General features: G+C 70.4%; 30 protein-coding genes. 17 read left to right on the top strand and 13 right to left on the bottom strand.

Annotated elements, in window-relative coordinates; genetic code table 11:
* Positions 1–68: 68 nt before the first annotated feature.
* The 4 genes from OG206_RS02805 to OG206_RS02790 all read right to left on the bottom strand — a co-directional run bounded on the left by OG206_RS02805 (position 69) and on the right by OG206_RS02790 (position 3,291).
* Positions 69–584, bottom strand: a complete 516-nt coding sequence (locus tag OG206_RS02805) for a DUF2231 domain-containing protein (RefSeq protein WP_327111793.1) — start codon at positions 582–584, stop codon at positions 69–71.
* A 136-nt stretch (positions 585–720) separates the two neighbouring features.
* Positions 721–1,488: an FAD:protein FMN transferase gene (locus tag OG206_RS02800; protein ID WP_327111791.1), complete on the bottom strand. Its 768-nt coding sequence runs from the start codon at positions 1,486–1,488 to the stop codon at positions 721–723.
* Positions 1,481–1,915, bottom strand: a complete 435-nt coding sequence (locus tag OG206_RS02795; protein WP_327111789.1) for an FMN-binding protein — start codon at positions 1,913–1,915, stop codon at positions 1,481–1,483. Before OG206_RS02795 ends, OG206_RS02800 begins: the two co-directional genes overlap by 8 nt.
* 11 nt (positions 1,916–1,926) lie before the next feature.
* Complete coding sequence (locus OG206_RS02790) at positions 1,927–3,291, bottom strand: ferredoxin reductase family protein (RefSeq protein WP_327111787.1); 1,365 nt, start codon at positions 3,289–3,291, stop codon at positions 1,927–1,929.
* A 173-nt stretch (positions 3,292–3,464) separates the two neighbouring features.
* Between OG206_RS02790 and OG206_RS02785 the strand changes: the two genes are divergently transcribed.
* Together OG206_RS02785 and OG206_RS02780 are read left to right on the top strand one after the other, a co-directional pair.
* Positions 3,465–4,199: a response regulator transcription factor gene (locus OG206_RS02785; RefSeq protein WP_327111784.1), complete on the top strand. Its 735-nt coding sequence runs from the start codon at positions 3,465–3,467 to the stop codon at positions 4,197–4,199.
* Positions 4,196–5,623, top strand: coding sequence for a sensor histidine kinase (locus OG206_RS02780; protein WP_327111782.1), 1,428 nt, complete (start codon positions 4,196–4,198; stop codon positions 5,621–5,623). The genes OG206_RS02785 and OG206_RS02780 overlap by 4 nt, the downstream gene beginning before the upstream one ends.
* 100 nt (positions 5,624–5,723) lie before the next feature.
* On the opposite strand, the gene OG206_RS02775 is transcribed toward OG206_RS02780, so the two are convergent.
* Complete coding sequence (locus OG206_RS02775; RefSeq protein ID WP_327111780.1) at positions 5,724–5,906, bottom strand: DUF6480 family protein; 183 nt, start codon at positions 5,904–5,906, stop codon at positions 5,724–5,726.
* A 127-nt stretch (positions 5,907–6,033) separates the two neighbouring features.
* Between OG206_RS02775 and OG206_RS02770 the strand changes: the two genes are divergently transcribed.
* A complete protein-coding gene (locus tag OG206_RS02770; protein ID WP_327111778.1) occupies positions 6,034–7,272 on the top strand; it encodes an FUSC family protein in 1,239 nt (412 codons plus the stop codon).
* A gap of 14 nt (positions 7,273–7,286) precedes the next feature.
* On the opposite strand, the gene OG206_RS02765 is transcribed toward OG206_RS02770, so the two are convergent.
* The 5 genes from OG206_RS02765 to OG206_RS02745 form a co-directional block, all read right to left on the bottom strand.
* The gene (locus OG206_RS02765; protein ID WP_327111776.1) at positions 7,287–7,520 is read right to left on the bottom strand and encodes a CDGSH iron-sulfur domain-containing protein; all 234 of its coding nucleotides are present in this window, start codon (positions 7,518–7,520) and stop codon (positions 7,287–7,289) included.
* Complete coding sequence (locus tag OG206_RS02760) at positions 7,504–8,187, bottom strand: HemK2/MTQ2 family protein methyltransferase (protein WP_327111775.1); 684 nt, start codon at positions 8,185–8,187, stop codon at positions 7,504–7,506. Before OG206_RS02760 ends, OG206_RS02765 begins: the two co-directional genes overlap by 17 nt.
* 54 nt (positions 8,188–8,241) lie before the next feature.
* The gene (locus OG206_RS02755; RefSeq protein ID WP_327111774.1) at positions 8,242–9,204 is read right to left on the bottom strand and encodes an iron-containing redox enzyme family protein; all 963 of its coding nucleotides are present in this window, start codon (positions 9,202–9,204) and stop codon (positions 8,242–8,244) included.
* Between the two features lie 155 nt (positions 9,205–9,359).
* On the bottom strand, positions 9,360–10,379 hold the full coding sequence (locus OG206_RS02750) for a PHP domain-containing protein (RefSeq protein WP_327111773.1): 1,020 nt from the start codon (positions 10,377–10,379) through the stop codon (positions 9,360–9,362).
* 2 nt (positions 10,380–10,381) lie between these two features.
* Positions 10,382–10,825, bottom strand: a complete 444-nt coding sequence (locus OG206_RS02745) for a hypothetical protein (RefSeq protein WP_327111772.1) — start codon at positions 10,823–10,825, stop codon at positions 10,382–10,384.
* A gap of 125 nt (positions 10,826–10,950) precedes the next feature.
* Here OG206_RS02745 and OG206_RS02740 point away from each other — a divergent pair, with 125 nt between their 5' ends.
* The 11 genes from OG206_RS02740 (at position 10,951) to OG206_RS02690 (ending at position 18,247) form a co-directional block, all read left to right on the top strand.
* Positions 10,951–11,271, top strand: coding sequence for a gas vesicle protein GvpO (locus tag OG206_RS02740; protein WP_327111771.1), 321 nt, complete (start codon positions 10,951–10,953; stop codon positions 11,269–11,271).
* 32 nt (positions 11,272–11,303) lie between these two features.
* The gene (gene gvpJ / locus OG206_RS02735; protein WP_327111770.1) at positions 11,304–11,750 is read left to right on the top strand and encodes a gas vesicle protein GvpJ; all 447 of its coding nucleotides are present in this window, start codon (positions 11,304–11,306) and stop codon (positions 11,748–11,750) included.
* Between the two features lie 3 nt (positions 11,751–11,753).
* Positions 11,754–12,503 (top strand): GvpL/GvpF family gas vesicle protein, encoded by a 750-nt coding sequence (locus OG206_RS02730; RefSeq protein ID WP_327111769.1) that lies wholly within the window; start codon positions 11,754–11,756, stop codon positions 12,501–12,503.
* 1 nt (position 12,504) lies between these two features.
* Positions 12,505–12,759 (top strand): gas vesicle protein GvpG, encoded by a 255-nt coding sequence (locus tag OG206_RS02725; RefSeq protein WP_327111768.1) that lies wholly within the window; start codon positions 12,505–12,507, stop codon positions 12,757–12,759.
* A gap of 7 nt (positions 12,760–12,766) precedes the next feature.
* Positions 12,767–13,630 (top strand): histone protein, encoded by an 864-nt coding sequence (locus OG206_RS02720; protein ID WP_327111767.1) that lies wholly within the window; start codon positions 12,767–12,769, stop codon positions 13,628–13,630.
* Between the two features lie 6 nt (positions 13,631–13,636).
* A complete protein-coding gene (locus OG206_RS02715; RefSeq protein WP_327111766.1) occupies positions 13,637–14,698 on the top strand; it encodes an SRPBCC family protein in 1,062 nt (353 codons plus the stop codon).
* Positions 14,695–15,033: a gas vesicle protein gene (locus OG206_RS02710; protein WP_327111765.1), complete on the top strand. Its 339-nt coding sequence runs from the start codon at positions 14,695–14,697 to the stop codon at positions 15,031–15,033. The genes OG206_RS02715 and OG206_RS02710 overlap by 4 nt, the downstream gene beginning before the upstream one ends.
* Before the next feature lie 19 nt (positions 15,034–15,052).
* Entirely contained in the window at positions 15,053–15,901 is an 849-nt protein-coding gene (locus tag OG206_RS02705) for a GvpL/GvpF family gas vesicle protein (protein WP_327111764.1), read from the top strand.
* Between the two features lie 2 nt (positions 15,902–15,903).
* Positions 15,904–16,131, top strand: a complete 228-nt coding sequence (locus OG206_RS02700; protein WP_327111763.1) for a gas vesicle protein — start codon at positions 15,904–15,906, stop codon at positions 16,129–16,131.
* The gene (locus tag OG206_RS02695) at positions 16,128–16,406 is read left to right on the top strand and encodes a gas vesicle protein K (RefSeq protein ID WP_327111762.1); all 279 of its coding nucleotides are present in this window, start codon (positions 16,128–16,130) and stop codon (positions 16,404–16,406) included. The genes OG206_RS02700 and OG206_RS02695 overlap by 4 nt, the downstream gene beginning before the upstream one ends.
* Positions 16,407–16,564: 158 nt before the next feature.
* Positions 16,565–18,247: an MFS transporter gene (locus OG206_RS02690; RefSeq protein ID WP_327111761.1), complete on the top strand. Its 1,683-nt coding sequence runs from the start codon at positions 16,565–16,567 to the stop codon at positions 18,245–18,247.
* Between the two features lie 84 nt (positions 18,248–18,331).
* Here the strand turns inward: OG206_RS02690 and OG206_RS02685 are convergent, their stop codons facing one another.
* The 3 genes from OG206_RS02685 to OG206_RS02675 all read right to left on the bottom strand — a co-directional run bounded on the left by OG206_RS02685 (position 18,332) and on the right by OG206_RS02675 (position 23,196).
* Positions 18,332–18,925, bottom strand: coding sequence for an N-acetylmuramoyl-L-alanine amidase (locus tag OG206_RS02685; protein ID WP_327111759.1), 594 nt, complete (start codon positions 18,923–18,925; stop codon positions 18,332–18,334).
* Between the two features lie 108 nt (positions 18,926–19,033).
* Positions 19,034–20,323 carry an SWIM zinc finger family protein gene (locus OG206_RS02680; RefSeq protein WP_327111757.1) on the bottom strand — a complete coding sequence of 430 codons (1,290 nt, stop codon included), beginning with the start codon at positions 20,321–20,323 and terminating at the stop codon, positions 19,034–19,036.
* Positions 20,320–23,196, bottom strand: coding sequence for a DEAD/DEAH box helicase (locus tag OG206_RS02675; RefSeq protein ID WP_327111755.1), 2,877 nt, complete (start codon positions 23,194–23,196; stop codon positions 20,320–20,322). Before OG206_RS02675 ends, OG206_RS02680 begins: the two co-directional genes overlap by 4 nt.
* A gap of 257 nt (positions 23,197–23,453) precedes the next feature.
* On the opposite strand from OG206_RS02675, the gene OG206_RS02670 reads away from it, so the two are divergent.
* The 3 genes from OG206_RS02670 (at position 23,454) to OG206_RS02660 (ending at position 25,332) form a co-directional block, all read left to right on the top strand.
* Positions 23,454–24,518 (top strand): fatty acid desaturase family protein, encoded by a 1,065-nt coding sequence (locus OG206_RS02670; RefSeq protein ID WP_327111753.1) that lies wholly within the window; start codon positions 23,454–23,456, stop codon positions 24,516–24,518.
* Between the two features lie 92 nt (positions 24,519–24,610).
* Complete coding sequence (locus tag OG206_RS02665) at positions 24,611–24,793, top strand: hypothetical protein (RefSeq protein ID WP_327111752.1); 183 nt, start codon at positions 24,611–24,613, stop codon at positions 24,791–24,793.
* 17 nt (positions 24,794–24,810) lie between these two features.
* On the top strand, positions 24,811–25,332 hold the full coding sequence (locus tag OG206_RS02660; protein ID WP_327111751.1) for an MOSC domain-containing protein: 522 nt from the start codon (positions 24,811–24,813) through the stop codon (positions 25,330–25,332).
* Positions 25,333–25,404: the final 72 nt, after the last annotated feature.

Below are 25,404 nucleotides of genomic sequence, written 5' to 3'. Positions count from 1 at the left end.
AGGGCCGGATCTCGTGGGGAGGACAACGGGCGCAGCCCCTGGACGGGGCGCGTCACGGCGAGCGTCGGTCAGCCGCGACCGGGGCGGGCGGTGGCGGAGTAGGCGTCGTGCCAAGCGGCTTTGGCGCCTGAGTCACCGATTCGGTAGACCTGCACGCACGCACCCACGCCGATGACGAGGGACAGCACAGCGGCGGCGAGGCGGAGCGGCGTGCCCACCGTGCTGGTGGATCCCTCCGCCCCGGGGATGCGGTGGGCGGCGCGGCGGTAGAACCACCACACAGCGGCGGACACCAGGAAGAGCCCGATGACCCAGGGGAGCAGTTCGTCCCCGAGTTCGGCGTGCCTGCGGACCAGGGGATCGCTGTCTGTGTGCCGTTCCAGCCACTCGCCGGCTTCGGTCGTCAGCGGCACGCTGACCAGGGACACCAGCGCGAGGACCGGCAGGGCGAGGCCGAACCGGCGCATGACGGAGGGGAAGGCGGCACACAGGATCAGGGCAAGGGCGGTAAGAGGTACCAGGATCACGACGACGTGCACGAGCAGGACGTGTGCGGGGATGCCGTTGATCAGGTCGAGTCCCACAAAGGGCTCCTTCGGAAGGCGGTGTTGCATGCTGGGCAGGGAGGAGTCGGGCTTCTGCGGCGGTTTCGGTGGCGCAGCCGCGGCGCGATGGGGAGGCGCCCGTTCCCTGCGCGCCGGAATGACGCCGTGGGGCACCTCATGACCCATAGCGGCTGAATCCTGGAGTTCGCCATTCCTGGCCGTCGGGCAGAACCGCGAGTGCTTCGTAGCCGTCCAGTGCTTCCACCCAGGCCCGGGCCCCGTGGCCGCGTGCGAACGCGGCGGTGGCGTAGGTGTCGGTCAGCGTCAGGCGGGGGCCGACGAGGGTGAGGGAGGCGAACGTGCCGGCAGGTCCGCCGGTGTGCGGGTCGACGATGTGATGGCCGCGTTCGGCGGTGCCGGAGGTGGCGACCGCCAGGTCGTGGCCGGCGGTGATGAGGGTGGCAAGTTCACGAGGGCGCAGCGGGTGGGCGATGCCGATGCGCCACGCGGTGCCGGGCCCCGCCTGGCCGCGCAGTTGCAGGTCACCTCCGCCGTTGACGCACGTGTGGTGCGCGCCCGCGTCGTAAAGGATCTGCGATACCGCTTCGGTGGCCCAGCCTTTGACGAGCCCCGAGGGGTCGAGGCTTCCCGCGGGGGTGATGCTGAACCAGCCGTCGCTGGCGTGGGCGGCCTGTCCGCACAGGGACAGGACTTCGTGGACTTCGGGCGGGCAGTCGGCCAGCCGGATCTCGCCGCGGTCGAGGCGGCTGATGTGGCTGTCGGGCCGGTAGGTGGAGAACACGGCATCGACCTGGTGGAGGTGGCGCACGGCCTCGGCGAGGGCGTCGCGGATGGCTGTGGTGGGCCGGTCGCGGATGTCGAAGGAGAAGACGGTGCCCATGACGTGCTCGACGTGGCGCAGCCCGGTCGCGGTGTCAGACATGGGCCTGGTCCAGTGCGCTCTGGAGGGACTGGACGTAACCCTGGCTGGTGTAGCTGGCACCGGAGACGGCGTCGATGTGCGCGCTCTGGGCTCCCAGTGCTTCCTGGGTGAGGCGGGGCAGGGCGTAGGAGGCGATCTGCCGGTCGCGGCCGTTCTGGTCCGGAGCCCGGAGGACCTTGACCTCGGTGATCTTTCCCTTGGTGAGGGTGGCGGCGACCTGCACGGTTCCGTATGGGGTGTCGATGGGATCCCCGGTGAACGTGCCCGTCCCGGCGGATGTGCCCTGCGACGTGCCCGCCGGAGTGTGCGATGTCGTGGGGGAACGGGGAGCCGCCCCGGCCGGCATGGGGAGTTCGTGGGGTTTGAGAGCGAGCAGGGCGATGGTCAGCGCGCTGACCCCGGTGGTGGCGAGGACGGCTCGGCGCATGGCGGTTCTCCTCAGAACGCGAAGGACTCGTGGTGGATGCGCCGACCCGGTACCCCGGCCTCGCGCAGGGCCCCGATCGCGGCCTCGGTCATGCCGGGCGGGCCGCAGAGGTAGACGTCGTGCGCGGCCAGATCCGGGACCAGGTTGCTCAGGGCCCCAGCGGTGAGGGAGCGGGAGTATCCGGCCGGCTCGTCGACGATGTAGTGCACGGTGGCCCGTCGGCGGGCGGCTATCGCGTCGAGTTCACCGCGCAGGGCGAGGTCGGCGGCGCGGCGGGCCCGGTAGACGAGTGTGACCTGGCCCGGCAGCGTCTCGAAGAGCGCACGCAGGGGGGTGATGCCGACCCCGCCGGCCAGGAGCAGGACCTTGGGGACGGTGCGGCGGTTCGCGGTGAAGGCACCGTAGGGACCCTCGGCCCACACCCGGGTGCCGGGCCTCAAGCGGGCGAGGGCGGCGCTGTGCCCGCCGGCGGTCTTCACCGTGATCCGCAGGTGGCCGGGGTGGGCGGGCGCGGAGAGGGAGTAGGGGTTCGCGGTCCACCACAGTCCGCGGGTCAGGAAACGCCAGCGCAGGAACTGCCCCGGCTCGCCCCCGAGGTCGTCGAGGTGCCGGCCGGTGAGGTGGACGGAGACCACGCCCGGTGCTTCGGGGTGGACCGCGGCCACGCGCAGGCGGTGGCGCAGCCCTCGCCGGACGGGGACGGCGAAGCGGTACCAGGCGAGCAGGGCCGCGACGCCGAGGAACAGCGTGTACCAGGCCGCCTGCGCGAGGTGGTTGCCGACGAAGTCGGCTCCGTTGGACAGCTGGTGGCCGAAGGTGAGGAAGACCGCCAGGTAGGTCGCGAAGTGCAGGTAGTGCCACGTCTCGTAACTCATCCTGCGGCGGGCGGCTCGGGCGGACACGATCCCCGTGGCCACGAACAGCAGGAATCCGGCCGTGCCCTTGAGCAGGTCGGGGTAGTGGAGGACGAGTGTGGACGTCTGGCCGACCACGTTCGTGTGGGAGGTCAGTGAGTAGCCCCAGATGATCAGCAGGGTGTGTGCGAGGGCGAGGGAGACGGTGCAGCGGCCCCCCCAGGCGTGCCAGCGGGCGAGCCGGTCGGTGCCGATGGTGTGGTCGAGAAGTGGCATCCGGGCCATGAGCGCCAGCAGTACCGCGCAGGCGTATCCGGCCAGGAGGCCGGTGATACGTCCCGCGCCGGTCAGCCAGGCCGCCGGGCCGACCACCGAGGCCGTGTCGCTCCACCACAGAGCCAGCACCCCCGCGACGCCACCCCAGATCACCAGCGGCACCAGGAACGGGACAGGGCTGCGGCGTGGGCGCCGGTGGCGCAGCCCGCGGCGGGCGTATGTTGTGGAACTGAACATGGTGGTCATGGGGCTCCTCCGGATATGACGCACGCTCCGGCGATGGGTAGCCAGCCTCACAGCCCAACCTCTGTGTACCTTCTGAAACAGCGCGGCGGATCGCTCTCAGCTCCGACTCAGAGAAAACTCAGAGGCACCCCTCACCCCTGACGTGGCCTGCGCCGGGGGATGCTGAAGGAATCATGGACGAGCCGCGTACGCCACCGCTTCTGCACCGCCCGGACGGAGATCCCGTACGGATCCTCGTCGTCGACGACGAACCCGACGTCACCGACGTCCTCGCCGGGGTCATGACCGGCGAGGGCTGGCAGGTGCGCACCGCGGGCGACGGTGCGACCGCGCTGGCGTCGGCCCGTGATTTCCGGCCCGACGCGGTGGTCCTGGACTGGATGCTGCCCGACCGGGACGGCCTGGAGGTCCTGCGTGCCCTCAGGAGGGAGATGCCCCAGGTGTGCGTATTGTTCCTGACCGCCCGTGACGCGGTCGAGGACCGCATCGCCGGGATCACCGCGGGAGGCGACGACTACGTCACCAAGCCGTACAGCCTGGAGGAAGTCCTCGCCCGGCTGCGGGGGCTGCTGCGGCGAGCCGGAATGACCGCAGGACCGGGCACCAACCGGCTCACCGTCGGAGACCTCACCATGGACGAGGAGGCCCGCGAGGTCCGGCGCGGCGGGGCCGACGTCGAGCTGTCCCGGACCGAGTTCGAACTCCTGCGCTTCCTCATGCGCAACCCGCGCCGGGTCCTGTCCAAGGCCCAGATCCTGGACCGGGTCTGGGCCTACGACTTCGGAGGCCGCGCCCACATCGTCGAGCTCTACATCAGCTACCTGCGCAAGAAGATCGACGCCGGCCGCACCCCGATGATCCACACCGTGCGCGGCGTCGGCTACGTCCTCAAGCCGGAAGCCTCGTGAGGCGCCTGCCACTCAGGAGTCTGCGCGGCCAGCTCACCGCCGGACTCGTCGTCCTGCTCGCCCTCGCCTGTCTCGCCGTCGGGGTCACCACCTCCCTTGCTCTGCGCGGCTTCCTGATGGGGCGCCTGGACCAGCAGCTCTCCGCGTCCGGCGGCCGGTTCGCAGCCAGCCTGGAACACGAGACCGAGCCCGACGCCGACAACAGCGCCGACACCAGGGGCCAGGCCGAGGCGACCTTCGGCGCGCGACTCCTGGACGGCACCGTCACCCAGGCTGCCGTCGTCGACGACGCCACCGACCGCCCCCTCCAGCTCACCCCGGAAGACCGCCACACCCTGGCGGGAATCCCTGTGGGCGGAGGTGGGTACAGCATCCGCCTCTCCGCTCTGGGAAAGTATTACCGCGTCACGGCGGTCCGGGGCGACGACCAGGACACACTGATCACGGGATTGCCCCTGCACCCCGTGGAAGAGACCGTCCACCGCCTCGAAGCGGTCGAAGCGGTGCTGTTCGGAGCCGCGCTCATGGCGACCGGCATCGCCGGAGCCGTGTGGGTGCGGATCTCCCTGCGTCCTCTCCAGAAGGTCACGGCCCGAGCGGCGGAGGTCGCCAGGCTGCCGCTCGCCAGCGGCGAGATCGCCATGCCAGGACCCCTCTCCGACACCGACCCCCGCACGGAGGTCGGCCAGGTCGCCACCGCCCTCAACCACATGCTCGGCCACGTCGAAGACGCCCTCACCCGCCGACAGGCCAGCGAGGAACGTCTGCGGCACTTCGCCGCCGACGCCAGCCACGAACTGCGCACTCCCGTCGCCAACATCCGCGGCCACGCCGAACTCGCCCTGCGGCACCACAGCCCCGTACCCGCCGAAGTCCGCCACGCCCTGGAACGCATCGACAGTGAGTCCGTGCGCATGACCCGCCTCGTCGATGACCTGCTGCTTCTCGCGCGTCTCGACGCCGGACGGCCCATCGAGCACGAACCGGTCGACCTGACCCTGCTGATCCTGAACGCGACGGACGACGCCCGCGCCGCCGGCCCCGGCCACCACTGGCTCCTGGACCTCCCCGAAGAACCGGTCACCGTCACGGGCGACGCCCACCGCCTCCAGCAGGCGATCGGCAATCTCCTGGCCAACGCCCGAACCCATACGCCGACCGGCACCGACGTGACCATTACCCTCACGAAGGAACGGACCACCGTCCTGGTGGACGTGAGTGACAACGGCCCCGGCATTCCCGAGGAACTCCAACCCGAAGTCTTCGGCCGTTTCGTCCGCGCCGACCACGCCCGCTCCCGCAGCACGGGAAGCACCGGGCTGGGCCTTGCCATCGTCCACGCCGTCATCGCCGCCCACGGCGGAACCGCCACCGTCACCAGCCGCCCCGGACACACCACCTTCCGCCTCGTACTCCCCGGCTGAACCGTCCTGCCTGTTCACTTCCGGCAGCACGCTCTCCCGGCGCGGGCGCGTCGCGGGCGCGATCCGCCCACCCCGCCGCGGCAGGACTGGGTGAGAGACGTCACGCGAACCCGAAGATGCGGGCGATGAAGTAACCGGCGAAGACGATCGAGCCCAGCACCACCACCCCCGCCCAGAAGAGGGGGTGCTCCCAGATGCCCCCGTCCGGGCGCTCGACGTGTGCCTCGCTTATGCAGCCCTCGGCGGGAGGGGTCTCCCCGGGCGGCGTGAGTGGAATAGCCATGCCTCCACCATCCCCCCATCGGTCCCGGAGCGCGCGGCCACAGCCGATGGGCGCACGAGTGCGTCCGTACGGAGTCCGGCGGGGCCCATAAGCGCTGCGGAGGCCCGGATCGGGGCACCGTCAAGGAATGCCTGCCGTTTCCACGCCCGCGCCCGTCGTCAAACTCGTCAAGCGGACCACCGAGCCGGCCGCGACACAGACGCTGCGGTCGACGGCGGCGGCCGTCATCGCCTTCGCGGTGGCCGAGTGGGTCCTGCCCGACCCTCACCCCTCGCCGCTCACCGCACCCCTCACCGCCCTGCTCGTGGTCCAGGTGACGCTCTACGCCACGCTCACCACCGGGATCCGGCGTGTGAACGCCGTCGTCGTCGGGGTGCTGATCGCCAGCGCGTTCAGCTCCCTCGTCGGACTGAGCTGGTGGAGCCTCGGGCTGACCATCTTCAGCGCCCTGCTGATCGGGCGGCTGGTACGGGTCAACGAGTTCGTGCCCGAGGTGGCGATCAGCGCGATGCTGGTCCTCGGCGTCGCGCAGGTCGCCAACACCGCCTGGGAGAGGGTCCTGGAGACACTGATCGGCGCCGGTGTCGGCCTGCTCTTCAACCTCCTGTTCGCTCCACCGGTCTGGGTCGAGTCCGCGGGCGCGTCCATCGGCGGCCTGGGGGAGCGCATGGGAAACATGTTCCGGACCCTGGGCGATGAGGTCTGCGGAAACATCCCCGTCCGGGAAGCCGCCGCGCGCCTGCACGAGGCACGCCGGCTGGACCACGACATCGTGGAGGTCGACGCGTCCCTGCGGCAGGCCGAGGACAGCCTGACGCTCAACCCCAGGGTCCGTCAGGGTCTGCTCTACCGCGTCGTGCTGCGCACCGGTCTCGACACGCTGGAGATCTGCGCCGTGGTCCTCCGCGTCCTGACCCGTACCCTGACGGACCTGGCCAAGGCCCGTACGGACGAGTCGCTGTTCCCCGAGGACGTGGCAGCGTGCCTCAAGGAACTCTTCACGCACATGTCCGACGCCATCGAGGGGTTCGCCGAACTGATCACCACGTCGATCGCCGAGAGCGGCGAAGAGGCCGAGGAGCGCCTGGCCGACGCGCTCGCCCACAGCCGGCGAGCGCGCGACCGGGTGGCGGACCTCCTGCTCGAGGACGTACAGGAGCACCCCCGGCAGTGGCAGCTGCACGGCGCACTGCTGGCCGAGGTCGACCGCATCCTCGACGAACTCGACATCGACAAGCGGACGGAACGCCTGGCCGAGGAACTGGACCGCCGCTCCGCCGAGATGCACGAACAGCACCGGCGGCTGCGGGCGGTCTCCCGGCGGCTGCGCGGGGCGACCCCCTCGCGGATCCGCTCCGGTGAGTGATTGGACGAGGCCGGTCAGTCCGCCGGGTCACCGGCCGGCCTGACTTCCGCCGGTCTGGTGCGACGCCGGTGGCTGGTGTCGCACCACGGGTACATCCGGCTGCGCCGGCACATGCAGACCGCCACGACGAAACGGTCCGAGACGGCGACCGAGCCGTCCGCACACGTGACCTCGACGGGCCCCTCCACCAGCAGGGGGCCGTCGTCCTCCAGGGTGATCCGACGGGGGTGTTCAGGGCTGCTGGGCACGAATGACCACCAGTTCCTCAGTCAAGTCGCCGTCGCCCATCAGACCCGCCCGGCGCAGCCACCGCAGCCGGGACCGCAGGACGGGCCCGAGAGGCACGTGGGCGCGGTCGCTGACATGGGCCCGCAGCCCGGCGGCCTCCAGCCGGCGCACCGTGGTGTCGCTGTCGCAGAGCCCGGAGTGAACCATCAGGAGCCTGCCACCGGGGCGCAGCGCGGCGGGAGCCGCGGCACAGACCCGGTCCAGGATCGCCCGCCCGTCCCGGCCCGCGTCCCAGGCGCGAGCCGCACTGTGGCCGGAGGGCGGGCCGACGGGGGACGGCACATAGGGCGGGTTGCAGATCACGAGGTCGTAGGAGCGGCCCGGCAGTGCCGAGAGGAGATCGCTGCGCTGCACCGTGATGCGGTGGCGCCGCATGAGCGCGTTCAGCCTGGCCGTCATCACCGACCGCCAAGCGATGTCCACGGCCGTCACGCGCGCGCCGAGCTGCGCCGCGTGCAGAGCGAGCGCGCCGCTGCCCGTCCCGAGATCCAGTACCTCGGTCCCGGCGTGTATCTCCTCCCGGTCGAGTGCCGCGACGAGCAGACGGGTGTCGTGCTGTGGCGCGTACACCCCCGGAAGTGTCATCAATCGGACGGAACGGGTGGCTTCGGCCGTGTCTGCGGACATCTGTGACTCCCTTCACTGCTGCGCCGTGCGGGTGATGCGGAGCGGAAAGCCGGATCAGGCCTGCCAGTCGGCCAGCAGCCGTTCTCCGAGCCGGTCCTCGAGGAACGAGGTGGCGGTGATGCCGAAGGCGATGTCCGCCGCCAGGCCCGGTTCGTCCGCGAGCAGGCCGCCGATGACGTCGCGGCGTACCACCTGCTCGTGGACCGCGTCGGCCTCGACGTGCTCGGTGTAGAAGAACTCCGCAGCCGGTCCGGCTCCCGTGCGCTTCATCGCGTGGGCGAGGCGCCGCGACGCGGGGGAGGAGGTGATCTCGACGGCCGCGAAATGCCCGACCAGCGCCCCGCGCAGCCGACGGTGCAGGCCGAACAAGGACATTATGTTGACCAGCGCCAGCATCGGCGCGCGGCCCTCGTCGAGGTAGTTGCCGTACGTGGTGTCGAGAGCGAGGTCGTCCATCAGGTCGGCGAACAGCCGGGCGTGGACGCGGTCCGCCCGGCCACCCCCGAACTCGTCGTACTCGATGGCCGCCATGCCGGCCTTGGCCCGTCCCGAGAGCCTCGGCAGGACCCAGGCGTGGGGGTCGGCTTCCTTGAGGTGGTAGAGGGACCGCTGGATCGCGTAGTCCCGCAGGTGGCGCAGCTCGCCCCGGTCCTGCAGGAACCACGAGACACCGCTCCCGCGGACCGGTTCCTCGAGAAGCCCGTCCAGCAGGTCGTCCAGATCCGCAGCTTCCGTGGCGTCGCGCCGCAGCGCCGTCAGGAAACGGTCCTCCAGCGCGGCACGCACCGCGAGCAGGGGCGGGTCCCATTCCAACTCGGGGCGCACGCCGTGGAACCCCCGGTAGTGCAGCTCGTAGCAGACGTAGAGGGCGAGCTGGAGGTCGTCACCGTAGGGATCGGCGTCGCCGGCCCCGGCAGGATCCGGCAGCGGGCTGCCGTCGCGCAGAAAGCCGACCAACCCTTCGGAGAGAGGGCCTCGGGTACGCGGAAGCAAGGGGCCTGTGCGGATACCTGACATGGGTTTCCTCCTGCCCCCTCATGCCCCGGAGTCACACGGACGACCGAGATCGACTGTACGCCGAACGGCGGTGACCGGCCCGTTCTGACCGTCGCACCCGGACCGGCCGCTCACTCAGGGGACCGCGAACCCCGAGCGGCGGCGGCCAGGGGTTCTCAGGCGCCCGCCCCGTCTCTCGTCCAGTCCAGCAGGCGCTCGGCCGACCACGTGGTGACGACTCGCTCCGCCGGCACCTCGCACTCCTCCGCGCGCGCGCAGCCGTAGGCCTGCCAGTCGAGCTGTCCCGGGGCATGGGCGTCGGTGTCGATGGAGAAAATAGCCCCAGAGGTGACCGCCTTCCGGAGCAGGCGGCGCGGCGGGTCGAGCCGCTCCGGACGGCAGTTGATCTCCACGGCCGTCCCGGACTCCGCACACGCCGCGAACACCCGGTCGGCGTCGAACGCGGACTCCGGACGCTTCTTCCCGCCCAGGAGCCGGCCCGTGCAGTGACCCAGGATGTCCGCGTGCGGGTTGCGTACTGCCGTGAGCATCCGTTCCGTCATCGACGTGGCGTCCATACGCAGCTTGGAGTGGACCGAGACGACCACCACGTCGAGGCGTTCCAGCACTTCGGGGTCCTGGTCGAGCGAGCCGTCGGCGAGGATGTCGCACTCGATGCCGGTGAGCAGACGGAAGGGCGCCCACTGCTCGTTGAGCTCCGCCACGACGGACAACTGCCGCAGGAGCCGCTCGGTCGTCAGCCCGTTGGCCACGGTCAGCCGGGGCGAGTGGTCGGTGAGCACGGCCCACTCGTGGCCCAGCTCCCCCGCCGTGCGCCCCATCTCCGGGATGGGGCTGCCGCCGTCGGACCAGTCCGAGTGCAGATGGCAGTCACCTCGGATCGCGGCGAGGAGGCTCTCGCCGCCGGACGCCAGCGGCCCCGACGCCTCGTCCTCCAGCCGTTCGAGATACCGGGGCGTCACCCCGTCCAATGCCTCCTTGATCACCTGGGCGGTTCTGGGGCCGATGCCGCGGACGGCTTCCAGCGATCCGTGAGCCGCTCGCTCCGCCACCTGGTCCCCGCCCAGTGAGCCGACGGCGTCCGCGGCCGTGCGAAAGGCCTTCACCCGGTACGTCGCCGCCTGGGAACGCTCCAGCAGGAACGCGATCCGCCGCAGGGCTGCCCCGGGATCCACGGTCAGGGCCTCGCGGTGTGGTGGGGGTGCCCGTGCGTACGGCGGGCCTCCTTCATTCCGGCCTCGTACAGGTGGCGCCGCCCGCCCGCGAGTTCCTGCCGCACCCGCTGCTCGACCTCGACGAACGGCCGGTAGTACGTGTCGTCGTACGCCTCGACCACCTGGAAGGTCCAGCGCCCCGGAAGGACGTTGCGGCCCAGGATCTCCCGCTCCACCAGATCGGCCTGCTCGGTGTGGCCCCCCATTCGGAGCAGTTCGACCGCCCGGTCCAGGGTCAGGTCAGCGCCACCTGTCAGCTGGTGGAAGTCGTACAGCCGGCCGCGGGCTCGCTCCACCGTCTCCAGCGCCTCGGACAGCGCTCCCAGCGCCTCGACCGCGATGTCGCCTACCCCGTGCGGCCGTACGTGCTCGTCGTCGGGCCCGGTCGGTTCAGAGGTGTCACTCATGACTACGACTCTGCACGCCCCATGGGAGATGCGTCCCGCCGGGAGGCCGAAAGGGTGAGCGCCTCCGCGCGCCTCACCGCCGACGCCGAGATGCGGTGCATCCGAACCTGACCAGACTGGATCCCATGGCAGAGAATCGTCGCGCCCGCTCCGGGAGCCCAGCGAAAACGGCAGCCCCCCGCACTTCGTCCCGGCGAGGTCCCGAACATGCCGCCCGTGCCGCTTGCGAGAGCCTGGAACGGCTGATCTCCCACACCGCCGAGGGTGTCTCGGCCGTACGCAGGAACGACGACGGATGGTGCGTGGTCGTCGACGTACTCGAAGTACCCCGCATCCCGGACACGACGAGTCTGCTGGCCTCCTACGAGGTGCAGATCGATGAACGGGGCGAGCTCATGGAATACAGCAGGGTCCGCCGTTACAGGCGGGGCTCCGCCGACGAGTGACCCGTTTCGCCCCTCACCCGGAAGGACGCCACATGACCACCATGTACGCCGACGAAGTCGCCCCGTGCCCGCCGAGGGCCGGCACCCTGTACGACGTCCTCGAACTCATCCTCGACCGAGGCATGGTCATCGACGTGTTCATCAGGGTGTCGCTGGTCGGCATCGAGATCCTCAAGATTGACGCGCGCATCGTGGTCGCGAGCGTGGACACCTACCTGCGCTTCGCCGAGGCGTGCAACCGGCTCGACCTGGAGCGTGACTCGGGCAGCACCACCATCCCCGAGCTGCTCGGTGGAGGCGTGGCCAAGTCCGTCGGCAAGCGCAAGGTCCGCAAGGCGGCGGAGTCCGTGGGCGACTCGGTGCGCAAGGCGGTCGGGAGCGGTGACGACGAGGACGACGACACGCAGGAGGAGCGTCCGAGGAAGCGCCGGGCACCCGCACGCGACAGTTCGAGCCGGCGCCGGCGTGCGGAGGCGTGAGTCGTGACGTCCAGCGGTGTGTACGTATACGCGATCGTCCCCGCAGGTACCGCGCTCCCGCCCGGCGCGGCCGGAGTGGGCGGCCCACCGGCAGCCTTGCGGCTTGTCGGAGCAGGGAAGGTCCGGGCTGTCGTGAGCGACGCGCCACCCCAACTTCGCGCCCGGAGAAGAGACTTGATGGCCCACCAGGAACTGCTGTTGCGGCTCTCCGACTCCGGCCCGGTCCTGCCCATGCGGTTCGGAGTGATCGCGCCGGACGAGGACTCCCTGCGGCATTCGCTGGGTGGCTCGCAGTCGGAGCACTTGGCGACACTCGCGCATCTCGCCGGCGGGGGCGAGTTCAACCTCAAGGCGCTGCCCGCGCGGGACGCGTTGGCAGCGGTGGTGGCCGAGGACAAGACGGTGCGGCGACTGCGTGAGGAAGTCCGCAGGCGCCCGGGTTACGAGGCGAACGTCCGGCTGGGCGAGGCGGTGGCCGCCGCCCTGTCACGCAGGGCATCGGAGGCGGGAACGAAACTGGTGCGCGAGCTCACCTCCACGGCCCGTGCGACGGCCCCCGGCCCGGAGGTGCACGGGTGCGTCCTGAACGTGTCCTTCCTCGTGGACCGGAGTGACAGCGACACCTTCGGGGCGACCGTGCGGCGGTTCGCGGACGCACACCGTCAGCGCGTCGATATCCGTGTCGCGGGGCCGCTGCCCTGCTACAGCTTCGTCCCCTCCCGCGCCCCGCGAGCCCCAGCGGTGGGGGTCTGACATGGGGCTGGTCTCCGGCCTCCTGCTGCTGCCGCTGGCACCGGTCCGAGGTGTGGTCTGGGTCGCCGAGAGGGTGAACGAAGCAGCTGACCGCGAGTTGCACGACCCGGGCATCATCCGGGCGCAACTTGCCGCTCTCAACCAGGATTTGGAGGACGGCGGTATCAGCCTGGAGGAGTTCGAACGGGAAGAGGAGAAGCTGCTCGACCGGCTGCACGCCGCACGAGCCCGCTCCGCGCCGAACCATCGAAGGTGACTTACTCATGGAAGACCAGACGAAGGCCACACTCGCGGCAGCCCTGGTGGGCGGGTACGTACTCGGCCGTACCAAGAAGGGCCGGCTCGCGCTCTCCATCGCGACCTATCTGGCGGGCAGGCGTTTCGGCCTGGAGCCGCGCCAACTCGCCGCGGAGGGCGTGCGCAGGCTGAGCGAGGTGCCACAGTTCGCCGAGCTCCAGGAACAGTTGCGCGGCGACGTGCTCGAGTCCGGCAAGAAGGCGCTCACAGCGGCAGCGGACCGTGGCATGAACTCGCTGGCCGATGCGCTCAGCGACCGGACGGCGCGGCTCGGCGAGCGGGGCGACGAGGAAGACGAGGGCGAGGAGTACGAGGAGTACGAGGAGGAAGAGGGCGAGCCCGGGGACGAGGAAGAGGGCGAGCCCGAGGAGGAGGAAGAGGAGGAGGAGGAGCCCGAGGACGAGGAGTACGACGAGGAGGAGGAAGAGGAGGAAGAGGAGCCCGAGGAGGAGGAAGAAGAAGAGCCGGAGGAGGAAGAAGAAGAGCCCGAGGAGCCGGAGGAGCCGGCACCGAGCAAGCGACGCGGGAGCCCCAGGAGGGCGGCTGCGAAGAAGTCGGCCCCCGCGAAGAAGTCGGCCCCCGCGAAGAAGGCCGCACCTGCGAAGAGGACGGCCGGGAAGAAGTCCGCCCCCGCGAAGAAGGCCACCGGCAAGAAGGCACCGGCGAAGGGGACGGCTGCGAAGAAGTCGGCCCCCGCGAAGAAGGCTGCCAAGAAGCCTGCCGCGAAGAAGGCGGCTCCCGCGAAGAAGGCTGCAAGCAAGAAGACCACTTCAGCCAAGAAGACATCGTCATCGAAGCGAGCCGCGTCCCGCGGCGGACGGCGGAGGTAGGCAGCCATGGCCAGGACGGACAAGGAAGAGCCCGAGGCGGAAGAGTCGGGCATGGACCGCCTCCGCGGGGAGTTCACGAACTTCCTCGGTGCGCAGACGGAGAAGCTGGCGCAGAAGGCGGGCGACAAACTGACCGGCCTCACGGGCCAGCTCACCGACATGGCCGAGAACGGCGGCTCCCTGCCTTCGGTTGCCTCCCGGGTCCTCAAGGGCGAATCACCGGTGAAGGCATTCGTCGCCGACAAGGCCGGGAGCGTCAAGGACAACATCGTGGGCAAGGCGAAGGACGCGTTCGGCGGGGGCAAGGGCAAGACCCAGTCCGGCGGCGGTAAGTCCATGAACATCGTCGAGTTCCTCGACGTCGGTGTGCCCCTGCGAACCGCCTACGACCACTGGACGCGGTACGACAAGTTCGGCAGCTTCACCAAGGGCGTTCAGTCGGTCTCCATGGGCGAGGAGATGGAGAGCGACTGGAAGGTCAAGATCGGCCCCTCCTCGCGCAGCTTCAAGGCGACGGTCCAGGAACAGGTGCCCGACGACCGCATCGTGTGGACGTCCGAGGGATCCAAGGGCTCCACGCGCGGCTGTGTGAGCTTCCATGAACTCGCACCGAGCCTGACCCGGATCGTCCTGGTGGTGGAGTACTACCCCTCCGGATTCTTCGAGAAGACCGGCAACCTGTGGCGTGTGCAGGGCCGTCGTATGCGACTCGACTTCAAGCACTTCCAGCGGTTCGTGACGCTCACCGACGAAGAGCCCGAGGGCTGGCGCGGTGAGATCCGCGAGGGTGAGGTCGTGCAGTCGCACGAAGAGGCCATGGAGGAGGAAGAGGCGGAGAACGAGGACACCGAATCGGACGACTCCGAACCCGAGGACGAGGACTCGGAGTACGAGGACGAGGAGGAGCCCGGGGAGGAGGACGAAGAGGAGGACGACGCGGAGTACGAGGAGGAGCCCGAGGAGGAAGAAGACGAAGACGAGGAAGAGGACGAAGACGAGGAGGAGCCGGAGGAGGAAGAAGAGGACAGCGCTCCCGGTAAGCGGCGCGGGCGGAGGGCGTCGCGGTGACCGACCTCGACGTCGGACGGGATGCCTACGCCATCCCGGGGCCTCCGAACACCAATCTCGCCGACATCCTCGAACGGGTCCTCGACAAGGGCATCGTCATCGCGGGCGACATCAAGATCGACCTTCTGGACATCGAGCTGCTCACCATCCGGCTCCGCCTCTTCGTCGCTTCCGTGGACACCGCGAAGAAGGCGGGAATCGACTGGTGGGAGACGGATCCGGCGCTGAGTTCGCGCGCCGCTCGCGACTCTCTCGAAGACGAGAACCGTGAATTGCGTGAGCGGCTGGAAGCTCTCGAATCGAAGCAGGACGAGATGCCGGCCGGCGACCGATGAGCAAGGAGAAGAGAGCCACATGACGGATCGGGGTCCCGAACCCACGGACGACAGCCTGACCTCGGACGACGCCAAAGCATCGGACGACAGTGCCCTTTACGTATTCGCGGTGTGCGATTCCCCGGCTGCGGACGGCCTCGCCGGCCTGCCGGGTGTCGCCGGGGGCGGCCCTCTGCGTCAGATGCGCTTCGGCGCGCTGGCCGCGGTCGTCCAGGACGTCCGGGCCGCGGACTTCACGGACGAGGTGTGGCAGGCTCGGATGTCCGACCATGCCGAGCTCGAACAGTACGCGCGCGCTCATCACCAGGTGGTTTCGGCGGCCGCTGCCTCCTGTCCGACCGTCCCGCTTCCGCTGGCCACCCTGTACCACGACGAGGAACGGGCCCGGGACGCACTGGTAGCCGAGACCCCTCGCTTCCGGACTGCCCTGGAACGCACGGCCGGTCGCTCCGAATGGGGTGTGAAGGTCTATGCGCCAGTTCTCCCGGCAGCTGCCGATGCCGCTCCGCGAGACGCGGCGGTTCCGGGAGGGCGGGGCCGCCCGGCGCCCGGGGCCGGCCTCGCCTATCTGGAACGCAAGCGCGGCGTGCAGGCACAGCGCGAACAGCGCCACGAGGAATCCCTCCGTCTCGCCGAATCGGTGGACGCCGCGTTCCACGGCGTCGCCACCGCGGGGCGCCGGCTGAGGTTGCATGCTCCGGAGCTCACGGAGAGCGGCCGGGTCCAGGTCCTCAACGCCACCTACCTGGTCGAAGAGCACCGGTTCGCCGAGCTCCACCGGCTCGCCCGGGCCCTGCGCGAGGCCACCGGTGCCCGGATCGAGGTCTCAGGACCCTGGGTGCCGTACTCCTTCGTCGGTGAGGTGTAGGGATGTCGCACGGCGTGGTGCCCTGGGACAACCCCGAACCGCTGAGCGGACCCATCGGGGTGCCACTGGTCGACCTGCTCGACCGGGTGCTGGCGACAGGCGTCGTGATCAGCGGTGACCTGGTCATCGCGATCGCGGACGTGCCGCTGGTACGGCTCTCCCTGCATGCCCTGCTCTCCTCCGTGAACGAACGCGTGCCCGCGCCGTGGGCGGACGGAGGGCCGTTGTGACGGACTCACGGATCGACGTCGACTCCGACCGGCTCGGCAGGGACCTCGTGGCGCTCGTGCTGACCGTGGTCGAGCTGCTGCGGCAGCTCATGGAACGGCAGGCGATCCGCCGGATCGACCAGGGCGACCTGTCCGAGAGCCAGGTGGACGAGATCGGGACCACGCTCATGATGCTCGACCAGCGAATGGCCGAGCTCTGTGAGCAGCACGGGGTGCGCCCGGAGGATCTCAACCTCGACCTCGGTCCGCTGGGTACGCTGCTGCCCCGCGACTGACCTCGTGGCGGGCAGGTGATCACCCCCGAGGACTCCGACCGACCTGTGACGACAGGTCAGGGCCCCGTCTGCGTTCGATTGGCGGACCTGTCCGGCCCGTTTTAACGTCAACGAGTGAACGATTCCGAGCAATGCCGACTCGTATGGCACGGAGCGCTATGACAAATCCCGGATCGAATTCCGCGACCGTCGCCGAATCCCCGAAGCGGGGACACGGCAACGGAATTGCGCTGCTCGTCATTGCCTCCTGTCAGCTGATGGTTGTTCTCGACATCACCATCGTGAACATCGCTCTGCCCCATATCCAGAGTTCGCTCGGCTTCTCGACCGAGAACCTCTCGTGGGTCGTGAACGCGTACACCCTTACCTTCGGCGGGCTGCTCCTGCTCGGCGGACGGCTGGGCGACATCCTCGGCCGCCGCAGGGTCTTCATCTTCGGTGTCCTCCTGTTCGTGCTGGCGTCGCTCCTCGGCGGCCTTTCGCAGGACGCCTGGCAACTGCTCGCCGCGCGCGCACTGCAGGGCGTGGGAGGCGCGATCGCCTCACCGACGGCCCTCTCCCTCATCACCACGACTTTCCGCGAAGGGCCCGAGCGCAACCGGGCGTTCGGGGTGTTCGCGGCGGTCTCGGCCGGCGGGAGCGCCATCGGGCTGCTCGCAGGCGGCGTGCTCGTGGAGTGGCTCGACTGGCGGTGGGTCTTCTTCGTCAACGTCCCCATCGGCCTGCTGATCGCGTTCGCGACGCCTCGTTACATCAAGGAGTCCGAACGCCACCCGGGTCACTTCGACCTCCTCGGCGCGCTCACCTCCACGCTCGGCATGGTGCTGCTCGTGTACGGGTTCATCCGGGCGTCGGAGGACGGCTGGACCGACTCGCTGACCATCGGGGCCTTCGTGGGCGCCGTGGTGTTCCTCGGGGTCTTCCTGGCGGTGGAGAGCCGGTCGAGACAGCCGATCACACCCCTGCACATGTTCCGCGACCGCAATCGCGCCGGCACCTACGGCATGATGCTCAGCCTTTCCGCGGCGATCTTCGGGATGTTCTTCTTCCTGACCCTCTTCGTGCAGAACATCCTCGACTTCAGCCCGCTCCAGGCGGGACTGGCGTTCCTGCCGGTGAGTGTGATCATCGCCATCAGTGCGGGAATCGCCTCGCAGCTGCTGCCGAAGTGGGGCCCCAAGCCCTTCCTGGTGGTGGGTGCGGTCTTCGCGGCGGCGGGACTGGGGTGGCTCACGCTGACGGACGTCGACAGCACCTACCTGGGGAGCATCCTCGGGCCCCTGCTGGTCTTCGGTTTCGGCATGGGCATGCAGTTCGTGTCGCTCACGCTGATGGCGGTCTCCGGCGTGGCGCCCAGAGAGGCCGGAGCCGCCTCCGGAGTCCTCAACGCCACCCAGCAGGTGGGCGGATCGCTGGGGCTCTCCATCCTGGTCACCGTGTTCGGCACCGCCAGCCGCAACGAGGCCAAGGATCAGATCCCCAGCTTCCTCGCCGAGTCGACTCCCGCCCAGCAACTGCAGTTCCGCAGGACGGGTGAACTCCCTTCGCCCTGGGGGGACCAGGTTCTCGCGTCGGGCGTCTCCCAGGCCTTCGTGGTCGCCGCCGTCTTCTCGGCCGTCGCCGCGCTGATCGCCCTGCTGGTCATCCAGGTGCGTAGCTCCGACCTCGAACGCCTGCGGGGCGGCGGGGCCATGGGGCCGCCGATGGCGGAAGAGGCCGGTACGGCGGTGGAGGAAGGCGCGTCGGGCGCGGGCCCCGGGGGCGGTGCGGCAGGGGGCGTCCGCGAGGGACCGCCGACGCGGAAGACGGACGGGGGCGACGGGCCCCCTTCACCTGGATAGCGCGCCGTAGCCCCCGGATTCCGCCGGGGGAAGCGACACGTCGATGCGTGATCGGCGGAACGACCGGGTCCGGCCCGGCTGCCGTCAGCGGACTCCGGATGCCAGGTTGACGAGGCGGATGTAGCGCCCCCAGTCCCAGTGGGCACCCGGATCCGTGTGGTCGCTGCCCGGTACTTCGTCATGGCCGATGATGTGCGCGCGGTCCTTGGGCAGGCCGTATCGGTCGCAGATGTCCGCGGTCAGGCGCGCCGACCGCTCGTACATCGTGGGAGTGAAGTACGAGGGCTGGTCCACCCAGCCCTCGTGCTCGATGCCGATGCTGCGGGTGTTGTAGTCCCAGTTGCCCGCGTGCCAGGCGATGTCCCGCTCGCGCACGCACTGGGCTACGAAGCCGTCCCCCGAACGCACCACGTAGTGGGCGGACACCCGCTGGGCCGGACCCTCGAAGATGCCGACGGTCTCGGTGAACGCCTGCTGGGCGACATGGATGACGATCCGGTCGACCGGATGGTCCGAAGGCCTGTTCGCGGACGTGCGGTTGGCCGGGGACGCGGGAAACCACTGCGCCTGTGGGTAGTCCGTGACCGCGGTCGGCGCCGCTCCCGCGCGGACCGACGCCGGGAGGAGTGCCGCCGTGGCCGCGACCGCGGCGCCCTGAAGGATCCTTCTGCGCTGCATCGGCACTCCTGTGGGTGGAACCTGATCATGGTGTACGGCTGAAGGACGCGCCGCCCCGGCCCACGGTTCCCCGTACCGGGACGACGCGACCACGCGTGCGGCAGGGGCTCAGTCGGAAGCCACGGCTGCCAGGGCGGCGGCGGGATCCGTGTCCGCGGGGCCCGCCGGTACCCACCGGCCCCGCACCTTGCCGTACGGCCACCAGCGACCGTCACGTCCGTAACGCAGTTGCGCACCTGAACCCTGCACGGTCCAGCGGTTGTTCACGGTGCGGAAGCGTGGAACCCCGCCCTCCTCCCATGCCGCCGCGAGCTGTACCTCGGCCCGCGCCAGGTCCTCCGGACCGGGCCGCCACTCCTCGTCGTGGACCGCCAGGGCCGCGCTCCCGCCGTAGTGCCACGCCCGCACGGCGTCGTCGAGTCCGGACGCCGGCCTGCCCGCGGCGGACGCGAGACGCTCCCGCATCGGAGGTGCGGCGGGCGGGCCCTCGGCTGCCAGGCGCACGGCGTCCTCACCGAGAGTCAGCTCCGCCACGGGAGGACGGAGCGCATGGCCTTCGGCAAGGGCGTCCGCCAGCATGGCGAAGGCCCGTGCGGCACTGTCCGCCGCCAGGAATCCCAGTGCGGCCGGATCGATGCCCCCGCCAGGCGCCGTCTCGGTGTCCAGCGACGGTGGCGTACCCGGCTCCTCCGGCACACCCGGTGGCGGGGGAAGAGGCGGCAGGATGTCGCGCGCAGCGAAGACCTCGTCGGCGCGCACCCCTTGCACCGGCCCGCCGGTGCGTTCCTCCGGGTCCGTCCCGGGCCCGGCCGCGCCGACCGCGCACGCCACGCTCCGGGCCTGCAGGTCGTCGAGCAGCCGCCGCTCGCCACGCCCCCGCAGGAGCAGCAGCACGAAGGGGTCCTCATCCAGGAGCCGTGCCACCTGGTAGCACAGGGCAGCCGAATGCGGGCAGTGGTCCCAGGCCTCGCAGCCGCACTCCGGGTCCAGGTCGCCGATGCCCGGCAGCAGGTCCACCCCGGCAGCGGCCGCGTCCTCCACCAGGTGCGTCGGCATCTCGCGGTCGAGCAGCGCCGCGATGTGCCCGGACCGCTCGGCGGCCATGTCCAGGAACCGGTCCCATTCCTCGTCGCCCAGCTCCTGGAGCAGCACATCACTCCGGTACGCCGTCGAGTCGCGGTCCTGTACGACTGCGGTCAGCCGGCCGGGCCGCACGGACACCGCGCCCACCCGTCCCTCCCGGGCCAGCCTGCGGCCTTTCTTGAGCTGCCCCCCGTCCAGAGCCGTGTCCTCCAGCGCCTTCAGCCATGCCCGCCCCCACCAGGACGCGGCGAAACCGCGGCCCTGCGCGGGCGGCAGCGCCGCGAACGTACGCTCCGGGTCGTTGCTCTCGTTCATCGTGCGCCCCCTCGCAGCTCGACCAGTTCGGCGAGCTCGGCATCGGTCAGTTCCGTCAGCGTGGCCTCGCCGCCGCCGAGCACCGCGTCCGCGAGTCCCTGCTTGCGGGCCAGCATGGCGGCGATCCGGTCCTCGATCGTCCCCTCGGCGATCAGCCTGTGCACCTGTACCGGCTGGGTCTGCCCGATCCGGTACGCACGGTCGGTGGCCTGCGCTTCGACCGCCGGGTTCCACCATCGGTCGAAGTGCACGACATGACCGGCCCGGGTGAGGTTGAGCCCCGTACCGGCGGCCTTGAGCGACAGCAGGAACACCGGTGCCGCGCCGGCCTGGAAGCGGTTCACCATGGCCTCACGCTCGGCGACCGGGGTCCCCCCGTGAAGGAACTGGGTCGGTACGCCCCTGGCGGCCAGATGCTGTTCCAGCAGGCGGGCCATCCGGACGTACTGGGTGAACACCAGGACGCTCGCTCCCTCGGAGAGGATCGTGTCGAGCAGTTCGTCGAGGAGCTCCACCTTCCCGGACCGGTCCACGATCCGGGGCCGCTCCTCCTTGAGGTACTGCGCGGGGTGGTTGCAGATCTGCTTGAGCGCGGTCAGCAGCTTCACGATCAGCCCGCGCCGCGCGAAGCCGTCGGCCCCGGAGATCTCGGCGAGCGTCTCGCGGACCACCGCCTCGTACAGCCCCGCCTGCTCCGGTGTGAGGGACACGGCGCGATCGGTCTCCGTCTTGGGGGGCAGCTCGGGGGCGATGCCCGGGTCGGACTTGCGGCGGCGCAGCAGGAACGGCCGGACCAACGTCGCGAGTTTCTCGGCTGCCGCGGGGTCGTTCCCGCTCTCGACCGCGCTCGCGTACCGGTCGCGGAACGTACCGAGCTTCCCGAGCAGTCCCGGCGTCGTCCAGTCGAGGATCGCCCACAGCTCGGACAGGTTGTTCTCCACCGGGGTCCCGGTGAGCGCGACGCGCGCACCCCCTTTGATGGTCCGGAGCTGCCTGGCGGTCGCCGAACGGGGGTTCTTGACGTGCTGAGCCTCGTCGGCGACGACCATGCCCCAGGATGCCTGTGCCAGCCGCGCCGCATCGAGGCGCATGGTGCCGTAGGTGGTGAGGACGAACTCGCCGACGGCGACTCCGTCCAGAGAGCGCGAAGGGCCGTGGAAGCGCCGGACCGGAGTACCCGGGGCGAACCGCTCGATCTCCCGCTGCCAGTTGCCCATCAGGGAGGTGGGACAGACGACGAGCGTGGGCCCCGCGGTCGATCCCGTCTCCTGCCGGTGCAGGTGGAGCGCGATGAGCGTGATGGTCTTGCCGAGCCCCATGTCGTCGGCGAGGCAGCAGCCGAGGCCGAGCGAGCTCATCGTCACCAGCCAGTTCAGGCCGCGCAGCTGGTAGTCGCGCAGGTCGGCGTCGAGCGCGGTCGGCTGTCCCACCGCCTGTGCCGTCGACGACTCGGGGTCCGCGATGCGCGCGCGCAGTTGTTCCAGCCAGCCCGTCGCGGACACCTCGATCCGGCGCCCGTCGACGTCCGTGGTCCCCGTCAGTACCGCCCCCAGGGCGTCGACCGGTGTGACCTTGCGGTCCTGCATCCGCCCCGCGAGGCGGGCCTCCTCCGGGTCGATGAGCATCCACCGGTCCCGCAGTCTGACCAGAGGTCTGCCGGCCTCCGCGAGCCGGTCCAACTCCTCCCGGGTCACCTTCTGGTCGCCCAGGGCGAACCACCAGTCGAACGCCAGCAGGGCCTCGGGCGACAGGAAGGACGCGGCTCCCGTACCGGGCCTCGTCTCCGTCACCCCGCTGCCCTCCGCCGGGCCGATCACCGCCCGGGTGGTGAGCTTCCGCTCCAGGTCCCTCGGCCAGTGCACCTGTACGCCCGTCGCGGCGAGCGCCCGGGCAGCCGGCCCCAGCAGCTCCGTGACCTCCTCGTCCGCCGGTTCGACCGCGTCCGGCACCGCGGCGGACAGAAGGGGTGCCAGCGGCGGCCACGCCCGTGCCGCCCGGCGCAGGGCGAGCAGGGCGTCCATCCGGGCGCGGGGGCCGAGAAGTGACGCGGCGTGGGAGCGGTCCGCCCATACGTCCGCCGCGTCGGCGACGAGCGAGGGATCCCGGACGCTGTGGATCTGCAGGACGGCACGGAAGGACGGTGCTTCGCCGGAACCGCCCTCTCCGGCTTCCGCCTCGGCGAGCCCCGAGATCTCGACCCGCAACGAGAGGCGTACACCGGCATCGTGACCGGCCGCCACGTCCGCCGCCCACGGCCGCAGCGAGAGCAGGTGCTGCACCTCTCGCGCCGCGAAGGCCGGGGTACCCGCGAGGGGTTCGGCCGCAGGGGTCCGTGGCAGCCCGTCCACCACCGCGTCGACGAACGCCCGCAGCAGCGAATCCGGTTCGGGCAGCAGGAGCGGATCGGCTGCCGCGTCCAGCGGAACCGCGTGCGCGGAAGGCGGCATCGAAGCCGCCAGCACCCGGATCCGTTCGAGGTCGTCCGCGGTCAGGGGACCGGCACGCCAGGCGTCGCGGTCCGTGGCGCTCAATCCCGGCAGCAGCAGTCCGCGCGCGACGAGTTGGAGCGCGAGCACGCCCGCGGCGCCCCAGAACGCGGCCGACGGCGAGGCATCGGCGCCGGCCCGCGCACGTGTCAGGACCGGTAGCGCGTCCCTCACCGGCACGAGCAACGCCGGTACCGCGTAAGGCCGGATGTCACTGCCGACGACCGTCAGTTCCTCAGGACTGCCATGATCGCCGGGAGGGGTGCTACCGTCCGGGTTCCAGAACGCGATCAGGCCGGTACGGGCAGGATCCGCGGGGAGGAAGACTGCGGAGCAGCGGGACAGTTCAGCGATCTCGTCGAGTGTTGCCGCAGGGAGCCTGTGCACAGCGATGTCGAATTCCTCAAAATTGACTAGTGAGCCCGGGGTCGCCGAGGGTACCCCACCTACGGCCCGTTCCGGGAGAAACGCACAGTGATCAACTCACCGGACTCTGCCTTCTGAGGCTCGGGGTACAGCTCGCCCCACCACCGGACACGGGGGATTCCCCCCGCACTGCCGGGGTGATGGCGCCATAGCTGCCATGAGCCCGCTCTCCGTACGTTTGGCCAGGTCAGAGCAGATGCCCAGAAACCGGAGACGTCATGCCCCAGGCGGTAGCAGCCACCGTTGCGCCACACCCCCGAGACGGATCTGAGGGTCCGGCGGTCCCGCAGGCCGCAGGCAGCGATTTCGCACCACTCCTCAAGACCGTCAAGGGGCAGGGTCTCCTCGAACGGCGGACCGGTTGGTACGCGAGGGGAATCGCCGCGAACCTGGCCGCCCTCGGTGTGGTGACCACCGGCATGGTGTTCCTCGGTGACACCTGGTGGAGCATGTTTCTCGCCCTGCCGCTGGCTGTCCTGTGGACCCGTACCGCCTTCTTCGGGCACGACGCGGGACACGCCCAGATATCCGGCGACCGCAAGGCCGCCCGGATCATCGGACTCGTGCACGCCAACCTGCTCCTGGGTATGAACGAGGCCTGGTGGAACGACAAACACGTACGCCACCACGCCAACCCCAACCACGTCGACAAGGACCCCGACGTCGGTGTCGGCGCCCTGGTGTGGACCCAGAAGCAGGCCGCGCAGCGCGAGGGCCTCGCCCGGTGGCTCACCCGTAACCAGGCACGCCTCTTCTTCCCGATGCTGCTGCTCGAAGGCATCGCCCTCAAGATCTACGGCTTCCAGTTCCTGCGGCGCCGGCCCGTCCGCGAACGCGTCCTCTCCGGCCTCCTCCTCACCGGCCACCTCGCCCTCTACGCCACGCTGCTGCTGAGCACGATGTCCCCCGGCAAGGCCGTCGTCTTCGCCCTCGTGCACCACGCGCTCTTCGGCCTCCACCTCGGCATGGCCTTCGCCCCCAACCACAAGGGCATGGAGATGCCCGACCCCGACGGCGACCGGTGGGGTCACCTGCAGCGCCAGGTCCTCACCTCGCGCAACGTGCGCGGCGCCGTCCTCACGGACTGGTTCCTCGGCGGCCTCAACTACCAGATAGAGCACCATCTCTTCCCGAGCATGCCCCGTCCCCACCTGCGACTGGCCCAGCCCCTGGTGAAGGCCCACTGCGCGTCCATCGGGATGCCCTACGCGGAGACCGGTCTCGTCGAGTCCTACCGGCAGGCCCTCCGGCACATGCACGAGGTCGGAGAGCCACTGCGCTGATGCCGGAACGGGCGTCCAGGACCCGGAACCGACGGGCGCGCACGCGCGTTCACACATCAGGAGCGGCTCCGGCCGCGAAGGAGGCACGGATCATGTCGAACGGTGCAAAGATCGCCATCGGGGGAGTCGTCGCGGCAGTCGTCCTGATTCCGTTCATCGGTTTCTGGTGGTCGCTGCTGGTGCTCATCGGGGTGCCCACCGTGGGCTACCTGATGCTCGACCCGTCGCAGAGGCGCAGGCTCCGCAGGATCGGCCGCAAGGAGATAGGACGCTGAAGACCAAGGTCGCGGCAGTGAGCAGCAACGGCGTGTACTCGTTCACCAAGCCGAACAGGGACAGCATCACGCTGCTGGCCGGGCTCGGCGTGGAGGGTGACGTCCACGCCGGTGTCACGGTCAGACACCGCTCGCGCGTCGCGCAGGACCCGACGCAGCCCAACCTGCGCCAGGTCCACTTCATCCACCAGGAGCTCTTCGGTGAGCTGCGGGATGCCGGGTTCGAGGTCACCGCGGGCGATCTCGGGGAGAACGTCACCACCAGCGGGATCGATCTGCTCTCGCTTCCGGTGGGGACTCTGCTCCGGCTCGGAGAGGAGGCGGTCGTCGAGGTGACGGGGCTGCGGAATCCGTGCCTGCAGATCGACATCTTCCGGGACGGACTGCTCAAGCAGGTCGTCGGCCGGGCGGACGACGGCACTGTGGTCCGCAAGGCAGGGATCATGGGCGTCGTCGTGACGGGTGGGATCGTGCGGCCCGGCGACGAGGTCCGGGCCGAGCTCCCCGCCGGGCCGCACCGACCGCTCGAGCGCGTGTAGGACGCACAGGCAGCTCCGGGCCGCGCGTCGATGGAGGCGCGCGGCCCGGAGGCTGCCTTGGTGCTCCCGGGT

Origin of the sequence: Streptomyces sp. NBC_01341, from assembly GCF_035946055.1 — a bacterium.
In the GTDB taxonomy this organism is placed as follows: Bacteria; Actinomycetota; Actinomycetes; order Streptomycetales; family Streptomycetaceae; genus Streptomyces.
Note: the sequence above shows the minus strand (reverse complement) of the source record. Positions and strands in the feature narration are given on the sequence as shown.